Annotated in this window: 5 protein-coding genes; 4 read left to right on the top strand and 1 reads right to left on the bottom strand. The window is 71.8% G+C overall.

Features of this window, described 5'->3' with window-relative positions; translation table 11 throughout:
* Positions 1-4,714 (bottom strand): beta-ketoacyl synthase N-terminal-like domain-containing protein (locus ACFU53_RS27840; RefSeq protein ID WP_383997959.1); only part of this gene is annotated, 4,714 nt, incomplete at its 3' end.
* A gap of 358 nt (positions 4,715-5,072) precedes the next feature.
* On the opposite strand from ACFU53_RS27840, the gene ACFU53_RS27835 reads away from it, so the two are divergent.
* The 4 genes from ACFU53_RS27835 (at position 5,073) to ACFU53_RS27820 (ending at position 8,889) form a co-directional block, all read left to right on the top strand.
* Positions 5,073-6,452, top strand: coding sequence for an NDP-hexose 2,3-dehydratase family protein (locus tag ACFU53_RS27835; RefSeq protein WP_383997957.1), 1,380 nt, complete (start codon positions 5,073-5,075; stop codon positions 6,450-6,452).
* Positions 6,449-7,447 carry a Gfo/Idh/MocA family protein gene (locus ACFU53_RS27830; RefSeq protein WP_383997954.1) on the top strand — a complete coding sequence of 333 codons (999 nt, stop codon included), beginning with the start codon at positions 6,449-6,451 and terminating at the stop codon, positions 7,445-7,447. Before ACFU53_RS27835 ends, ACFU53_RS27830 begins: the two co-directional genes overlap by 4 nt.
* 82 nt (positions 7,448-7,529) lie before the next feature.
* Complete coding sequence (locus ACFU53_RS27825) at positions 7,530-8,225, top strand: TetR/AcrR family transcriptional regulator (RefSeq protein ID WP_383997951.1); 696 nt, start codon at positions 7,530-7,532, stop codon at positions 8,223-8,225.
* Entirely contained in the window at positions 8,200-8,889 is a 690-nt protein-coding gene (locus ACFU53_RS27820; RefSeq protein WP_383997948.1) for a VC0807 family protein, read from the top strand. The genes ACFU53_RS27825 and ACFU53_RS27820 overlap by 26 nt, the downstream gene beginning before the upstream one ends.
* The last annotated feature ends 229 nt before the right edge of the window (positions 8,890-9,118 follow it).

Below are 9,118 nucleotides of genomic sequence, written 5' to 3'. Positions count from 1 at the left end.
CGAACACCGGCGAAGAATCAAGAAGCTCCACCGCCATCCCCACCCACTGCGCCCCCTGCCCCGGAAACACAAACACCGCATCCACCGCGTCGCCGATGTGCCGGACAGTGCCCCGGGTCAGACCCGTGTCAGCCGCTCCACCGGCCAGAGCACGCAACGAGGCGACGAGGCTCTCACGGTCGGAGCCGACGACGACGGCCCGCTCCTCCAGCGCGGCACGACCCACCAGCAGAGAATGCGCGACGTCGACCCCGTCGTCGTCCGTGCTCTCCAGATAGGTCGCCAACCGCCCCGCCTGAGCACGCAGCGCCTTCTCCGAGCGGGCGGAGAGCAGCCACGGAACAACCACGCCCGACCCGTCGACCGCAGCCGGCGCCGGTTCCTCCACAAGAAGCGGACCGGCCTCCTCGAGGATGACATGGGCATTGGTACCACTCACACCGAAGGAGGAGACGGCCGCCCGACGCGGCCGACCGTCGCTCTCCTCCCACTCCCGCGCCTGCCCCAGCAACTCCACCGCACCCGACGACCAGTCGACCAGCGTGGAGGGAGCTTCGGCGTGCAGGGACTTGGGCAGGGTGCCGTGTCGCATCGCCTGGACCATCTTGATGACACCGCCGACTCCGGCGGCGGCCTGTGTGTGACCGATGTTGGACTTCACCGACCCCAGCCACAGCGGCCGGTCCCCGGCCCGCTCCTGCCCGTACGTCGCCAGCAGCGCCTGCGCCTCGATCGGGTCACCCAGCTTCGTCCCCGTACCGTGCGCCTCCACCACGTCCACATCCGCCGCCGACAGGCCGGCGTCGGCCAACGCCGCCCGGATCACCCGCTGCTGGGAGCGGCCGTTGGGGGCGGTGAGGCCGTTGGAGGCGCCGTCCTGGTTGATGGCCGAACCACGCACCACCGCCAGCACCTGATGGCCGTTGGCCCGCGCATCCGACAACCGCTCAAGGAGCAGCACACCCACACCCTCGCCCCAACCGGTGCCGTCGGCTCCTGCGGCGAAGGGCTTGCAACGGCCGTCGGCGGCAAGACCCCGCTGCCGGCTGAACTCGACGAACATCCCCGGGCCCGACATCACGGTCGCGCCCGCGGCGACGGCGAGGGAGCACTCCCCTGCGCGCAGGGACCGTGCCGCGAGGTGCAGGGCGACCAGGGACGAGGAACAGGCCGTGTCGACGGTGACCGCCGGACCCTCCAGGCCCAGGACATAGGCGATGCGCCCGGACGCGACACTGGCGGTCGTACCGGTGAGGAGGTGGCCCTCGACGGCCTCGGTCGCCTCGTGGAGGCGGGGGCCGTACTCGGGGGCGGTGGCGCCGACGAAGACGCCGGTGTCGGTCGCGTGCAGGGCGCGGGGGTCGAGGCCCGCGCGTTCGACGGTCTCCCAGGTGGTCTCCAACAGGAGCCGCTGCTGCGGGTCCATCGCGGTCGCCTCACGCGGCGAGATACCGAAGAACCCGGCGTCGAACTCGGCCGCGTCGTGCAGGAACCCGCCCTCGCGGACATAGCTGGTGCCGGTGCGGTCGGGGTCGGGGTCGTAGAGCGCGTCGAGGTCCCAGCCGCGGTCGGCGGGGAAGGCGGAAACAGCGTCGGTCTCGTCACGGACCAGGCGCCACAGGTCCTCGGGGTTGCGGACGCCGCCGGGGAAGCGGCACCCCATGGACACGATGGCGATCGGTTCGTCGGCGGCGGCACGGCGGGTGAGAGGCGCCGCGTCGGCGGGCGTGGGGGTGCTCAGGTGCTCGGCGAGCCGGGCGGGCGTCGGGTACTCGTAGACGGCGGTCGCGGGGAGGTGGACACCGGCGAGGGTGTTGAGGCGGTCGCGCAGCTCGACGGCGGTGACGGAGTCGACACCGAGATCCTTGAAGGAGCGAAGGGGGTCCACCGCGGCGGGGCCCGGGTGGCCCAGAACCACCGCGGCGCTCTCCCGGACCAGGCGCAGGGCGCCGGCGGAGTCGAGTGCGGTGACGGGCTCGACGACCGGTTGCGGGGCCGGCTCGGCGGCGGTGTCCGTGGCCCGTGCGGGGGCGGTTGCGGGGGTGCCGGTGACCCAGTGGCGGCGGCGCTGGAAGGCGTAGGTGGGCAGGGTGACGCGGCGGGGGGCGAGGCCGGTGAAGACGGGGCTCCAGTCGACGTCGGCGCCTGCGGTCCACAGGGTGCCCACGGAGGTCTGGAGGCGGGCGGCGCCGCCGTCGCCGCGGCGCAGGGTGCCGATGACGACGGCGTGCCGGGGGCCGGCGGCGGCCTCGACGGTCGCCTGGACCGGTGCGGTGAGCACGGGGTGCGGACTGACCTCGACGAAGGCTCCGTGGCCCGCGAGTGTCAGGGCGCGTACGGCGGGTTCGAGGAGGACGGGGTTGCGGAGGTTGTCGTACCAGTAGCGGGCGTCGGTGGCAGCGCCGTCGAGCCAGTCGCCGGTGACGGTGGAGAAGAAGGGCACCTCGGGGCGGCGCGGGGTGACGGAGGCGAGGAGGTCGAGCATCTCCTCGCGGACGGGTTCGACGTGCGGGGAGTGCGAGGCGTAGTCGATTCCGACGCGGCCGGCGCGGACGTCGTGCCGTGCCGCGGTGGCGAGGATGTCGCTGACGGTGTCGATGTCGGCCGAGACGACCGTGGAGGAGGGGCCGTTGAGGGCGGCGATGGTGACGCGGTCGCCCCACTGCGCGGTGAAGCGGCGGGCGGCCTCCTCGGAGAGGCCGAGCGAGACCATGCCGCTACGGCCTTCGAGGGGAACGAGGATCTTGCTGCGCAGGGCGACGACGCGCGCGGCGTCCTCCAGGCTGAGGGCTCCGGCGACGCAGGCGGCGGCGATCTCGCCCTGGGAGTGACCGACGACGGCGGCGGGGTGCACACCGTGGGCCCGCCACGCGGCGGCCAGGGACACCATGACGGCCCACAGGGCGGGCTGGACGACGTCGGAGCGGTCCAGGGACGGGGCGTCGGCGTCGGCGCGCAGGACGGCTCCGAGGTCCCAGTCCACGTGCGGGGCGAGGGCGTTCGCGCACTCGGCGAGGCGGGTTGCGAAGGCGGGTGAGTCGGTGAGGAGTCCGGCGGCCATGCCGGCCCACTGGCTGCCCTGGCCGGGGAAGACGAAGACGGGCCGGTGCACGTCGCCGTCGACGGGGCCCGCGGGGACGGCGGTGGCGACGGCGTCGAGCAGGCCGGCGGTGTCCGCGCCGACGGCGAGGGCTCGGTGGGTGAGGGGCGTGCGGGTGCTGAACAGGGACCACGCGGTGTCGACGGGGTCGGCGCCGGTGTCACGGACGTGCGAGGCCAGGCGGTCGGCCTGGGCGCGCAGTGCCTCGGGGGTACGGGCGGACAGCAGCCAGGGGATGGTGACGGGAGTGGTCCGGGGCTGTTGCGCGGTCTTCGCGGTCTCGGTGAGCGGAGCCTGTTCGAGAACGAGGTGGGCGTTGGTGCCGCCCATGCCGAAGGAGGAGACGCCCGCGCGCAGGGGGGCTCCGGGGGTGGCCGGGGTCCAAACGCCGGTCTCGCGCTGGACGCGCAGGCCGAGGCGGTCGAGGTCGATGGCGGGGTTCGGCTCGTGGTGGTTGAGGCTGGGCACGAGCCGGCCGTGCGCCAGGCACAGGACCGTCTTGAGGAGTCCGGCGATTCCGGCCGCGCCTTCGAGATGACCGATGTTGGTCTTCACGGAGCCGACGGCGAGCGGGGCGCGGCGGCCTTCGGCGGTGCCGAGGACCGCGCCGAGGGCGGTGGCCTCGACGGGGTCGCCGACGCGGGTTCCGGTGCCGTGCAGTTCGACGTAGCCGATGTCGCCGGGGTCGACCCCGGCGCGGGAGCAGGCCGCGCGCAGGACGGCGGCCTGGGCGTCGGCGTCCGGAGTGGTGATGCCGGCGCCCGTGCCGTCGTTGTTGAGGGCGCCGCCGCGGATGACGGCGTACACGTCGTCGCCGTCGGCGAGGGCGCGGGAGAGAAGCTTGAGGACGACGATGCCGCCGCCTTCGCCGCGGACGTAGCCGTTGGCTCCGGCGTCGAAGGTGTGGCAGGCGCCGTCCGGGGAGAGTGCGCCGAACTGGGCGGCGGCCAGGGAGCTTTCGGGGCTGAGGTTGAGGTGCACGCCGCCGGCCAGAGCGAGTTCGCAGTCTCCGGTGCGCAGGCTGTCGCAGGCGAGCTGGACGGAGACGAGGGAGGACGACTGCGCGCTGTCGACGGTCATGCTGGGACCGCTGACGCCGAGCGCGTACGAGAGCCGGTTGGCGATCAGGGAGCGGTTGAGGCCTGTGAGGGTGTGGTGTCCGGGCTGCTGTCCGGCGTTGCGGACGACGTCGGCGTAGTCGCACACATCGGCGCCGAGGTGGACGGCGGTGGCGCGCGGGACGGAGGCGACGGGGATCCCGGCGTGCTCCAGCGCCTCCCAGCCCAGTTCGAGGGCGAGGCGGGCCTGCGGATCCATCGCGTCGGCCTCGCGGGGCGAGATGCCGAAGAACGCGGCGTCGAAGTCGGCGGGGGCCGAGACGTATCCCCCGCGCAGGGGTGCCGTGCCGCCGTGCGGAGTGGGCCAGCCGCCGGCGGGCACGCCCTCGCGCCGGTCCTGCGGCGTGTCGGTGACGGCGCTGCGGCCCTCGGTGAGCAGGGCCCAGTACGCGGCCGGATCGTCGGCTCCTGGCAACCGGCACGCGAGGCCGACGACAGCCACGGGCTCGTGGCCCGAAACGGTGTTCCGTACGTCGGTGGGCACCGGCTCGTTCATCGATGGCACTCCAAACACCAGGGGCGAGGGGCGGGGGTGGCTCACACATTCGCACGCGGCCAGGGGGCGTCCGGCAGTCCGGGGAAACGCTCTAGGGGAATCTCTAGGCACGCCCTGGGCTGGGCAGGACGGTGGTCGGGAGGGTTCTGCCCGTGGCCGCCCGGGGGCCCGTGGCGGGTCATAGCCAGTGGATCGGCGGCCCGCAAGGGGGCGCACTCTAGGCGAATCCTCGAATCCGAGGGGGCAGTCTGGAGGGCCGCATTCGGCTCCCGTGTCCTCCGGGTGCGGATCCGGATGATGGCACGCCGCGGCCGAAAGGCGCGTGGCCACGCTCCTGGACCGAGAGAAGGGCAGACCGATGAGTCCGACAACCGCGCCTTCACCGTCGCGCGGCCAGGAGGCCGCCACTCTCGCGGCGTTGGCAGCGTCCGCGGCGGCCGTCGCGGACGGTGTGATGAGCGACGTGGAACTCACGGCGTGGCTGGAGGACCGGCGCCGCACGCAGCCGCAGCGGGTCGAACGGGTGCCGTTCGCGGAGCTGGACGGCTGGCGGTTCGAGCAGCGGACCGGTGACCTGCGGCATGCGAGCGGTCGTTTCTTCTCGGTGCACGGGCTGCGGGTCCGCTCGGACTTCGGGCCGGTGCCCGCCTGGGAGCAGCCGATCATCGATCAGCCCGAAATCGGGATCCTCGGCATCGCACTGCGCGAATTCGACGGAATTCCCCATCTGCTGATGCAGGCGAAGTCGGAGCCGGGAAACATCAACGGGATGCAGCTGTCGCCGACGGTGCAGGCGACGAAAAGCAACTACCTGAGGGTGCACGGCGGTTCGGCCGTGAAGTATCTGAACTGTTTCCGTAGTCCCGAACCGGGGTCGGTGGTGGCCGACGTGCTCCAGTCGGAGCAGGGCTCGTGGTTTCTGCACAAGCGGAACCGGAACATGATCGTGCGGGTCGGTCCGGAGGTCGAGGCGGGCGAGGACTTCGCCTGGTTGACCCTCCGGCAGGTCAATGGGCTGCTGCGCCAGGACAACGTCGTCAACATGGACGCCCGTACGGTGCTGTCGTGTCTGCCGGACTGGCGGGCGGACGTCACCGGGGCGACCGGATCGCTGCACACGGACACGGAGATCCGCAGCTGGATCACGCGTCGGCGGGCCGAGCACGAGGTCAGCGTCACCCCGATCGGGCTGGCGGAGACCAGCGGCTGGCACCGCGACCCAAGCACCGTCTCCCATGTGCGCGGGCACCACTTCAGTGTCGTGGCGGTGGACGTGTCCGCCGGCCGCCGCGAGGTGGCGGCGTGGTCCCAGCCGCTGCTGGAGCCGCACGGAACGGGCCTGGCGGCGCTGTTCGTGCGGCGGATGAACGGCGTGCCGCACGTTCTGCTGCGGGCACGCGCGGAGGCCGGGTTCCTGTCGGTGGTCGAGCTGGGCCCGACGGTGCAGTGCACGGCCGAGAACTACGCCCATCTCCCACCCGCGTCCTGGCCCCCCTACCTGGACGAGGTGCGCGCGCGGCGCGCCGGAGCCGTGTACGACGTGCTGCTGTCGGAGGAGGGCGGGCGTTTCCTGAACGCCCTGAGCCACTACGTGATCATCGAGGTCGAGGACGAGGTACCCGCGGTGTCGGACGAGTTCCAATGGGTGTCCCCACGGCAGGTGGACGAACTGCTGCGCTACAGCCACCACCTGAATGTGCAGGCACGGACGCTGATCACCGCGCTGAGGTCGCTGTGACGGCGGCGGGATCGCGGCCGCTGGGCCTGGGAGCGCTGGGTACGTCGTCGATCGCCTGGCGGCGGGTTCTGCCCACAGTGGCACGCATGCCGGAATGGGACCTGGTGGCCGTCGCCGGGCGCACGGCGAAGAAGGCGGTCCGGTTCGCGGAGCAGTTCGGGTGCGCGGCCGAGGAGGACGCCGAGGCGCTGCTCGAACGGCCGGACGTGGACGCGGTGTACGTGTCGACGCCGACGGCCCTGCACTACCGGTGGGCCGAGCGGGCGCTGCGTGCGGGCAAGCACGTGCTGGTGGAGAAACCGATCGGGGTGAACGCCGCCGAGGCGCGTGCCCTGTACGCGCTGGCCGCGGAGCGGAGCCTGGTGCTGCGGGAGAACTTCATGTTCCTCCACCATCCGCAGCATGCGCGGGTACGCGAGTTGGTCGCGAGCGGCCGGCTGGGACAACTGGCCTTCCTGCAGACGGCGTTCTGCATCCCTCCGTTGCCGGAGGACGACATCCGCTACGACGCCGGTCTGGGCGGCGGCGCACTGCTCGACGTCGGCGTGTATCCGCTGCGTGCCGCTTCGCTGCTGCTCGGACCGGGCCTTGAGGTGGCGGGGGCGACGCTGCGCACCCGGGCCTCGGACGGACTCGACCTGTCCGGGCAGGCACTGCTGGTTTCGCCGTCCGGTGTGCTGGCCGAGGTGGCGTTCGGCTTCGAGCACGCCTACGCCTCCACGTACACGCTGTGGGGCGACCGGGCGCGGCTGACCGCGACGCGGGCGTTCACCCCGCAGCCTGCCCATCAGCCGCTGCTGGTACTGGAGGAACAGGACCGCGAGGAACGGCTCACTCTGCCCGCCGCCGACCAACTGATGCTTCTGCTGGCGGAGTTCGCCATGGCCCTGCGCGGGGGCGGCGGCAACGACGCGGAGCTGAGCGCGGAGTCGGTCGCGGCGATGACACTCATGGACACCGTCGGCGCCACGGCGCGGCGGACCGCGGTGCGCTGACCGAATGCCGTACGGCAAGGCCCGGCCACGGAATTCTCGAACGCTAGGAAAATCTCGATCATGATCTGGCTAATCTGACACCATGACGGCCAACAAGGACAGGGTGAACACCCGCACATTCACGCAGAACGCGCGACGAGCCCAGATAGTTCAGGCGGCTATCGAAACGCTCGCCGAAACCGGTTATGCGAAGACGTCGTTCAACAGAATCTCCCAGCAGGCGAAACTCAGCAGTACCGGAATGATCTCCTATCATTTCTCCGGCAAGCCTGAGCTCTTCGCCGAAGTGGCTCACACGGTCGTCGTGAAGGCCGACACTTTGGCGGCCGCGTGCATGGAGGACGAGAAGACCTACCGCGGCAAGCTCACCGCGTACATCAGGTCGAACTTCGACTTCATCGCCCGCTACCCGCTGTACGCCCGGGCGCTGACCGAGATCATCGGGATGATCCGCGACCGGCGCATCACCGGCCTGGACAACATCGAGCGCAGCATCATGTCCGTCGAACGGCTGGTCACCCTGCTCGAACAGGGCCGCAGAGCCGGCGAGTTCGGCAGTTTCGACTGTTCCACCATGGCCCTGGTCATCCGCGGAGCCATCGACGGCGTCGTGTGCCAGCACCTGCGGGTCGTGGCGATGGACCTGGATCGGTGCGCCCGCGAGGTGTCGAACGCTTTCGACCGCTGCACCCAGCCCGCGTACGACCCGACACCCGCCGGCAAGGGCCCGCCGGCCACGCCTCAGGAGCGCCATGGCTTCCCCCACACCCACCTCTGAACCCGCGGCCACTCCCCCCACCGCGACCGAAAGCCCGTCCTCCCCATGGGGTTTCGTCGTCACCGTGGTCTGCGACATCGTGTTGCCCGTCGGGCTCTACTACGCGCTCCGCGCGGTCGGTGCGGGAGAGATCACGGCGCTGCTGCTGGGCGGCTCGGCGCCCGCCCTGCACACGCTCCACTCCGCGATACGCCATCGCAGGCTGGACGCCCTCGGGGTGTTCATCATCGCGCTGCTGCTGGTGAGCGCGCTGGGCTCGCTGCTGACTGCGGACCCGCGCCTCGCCCTCGCACGCAACGGCCTGTTCACCGCGCTGGCCGGACTGTGGCTGCTGATCACTCTGTTCACCGCACGCCCCTTCACTTACCAGGCGTTGCGCTCTCTGCTGCCGGGCCGGGCGACGCTGCTGGAACGCCTGTGGGAAACGGACGCGTCCTTCAGGGGGGTGTGGCGCGGGCTGACGGTGCTGTGGAGCGTGGGCCTGCTCTGTGACGCGGTGCTGCGGCTGGCGATGGCCTACACCCTGCCCGTCGACACCGTGCCCGCGCTGGACGGCGTCCTGTACGCGGTGTCGTGGCTCCTGCTGCAGGTGATCACCCAGGTCACCCTGTACCGGTCGGGCACCATGACCAAGATCTTCGACCGCCGCAGGCCGGGCCGGTGAGCTGTCCGCCGAGCGGAACCCAAAGCGGCCGGCCCGTCTGCGCGGCCGGTCGCGGATTCGCCCGCGTCACGTGCCCGGTCCTCGTGTACACGGTGGGACACCAACTCCCGAGAGTCGACCGGGATGCCCGGTCCGTCGGCCGTGATCCGGATGGTGATCCGGGAGCAGGCGCGGCGGACCGCGTCGGCGACCGGGTTGCCCACCACGCGTTCCGGGTGGGCGCGAGGAC

The organism is Streptomyces sp. NPDC057474 (genome assembly GCF_042802555.1).
Taxonomy (GTDB): Bacteria; Actinomycetota; Actinomycetes; order Streptomycetales; family Streptomycetaceae; genus Streptomyces.
This window is presented reverse-complemented; position numbering and strand designations above follow the sequence as displayed.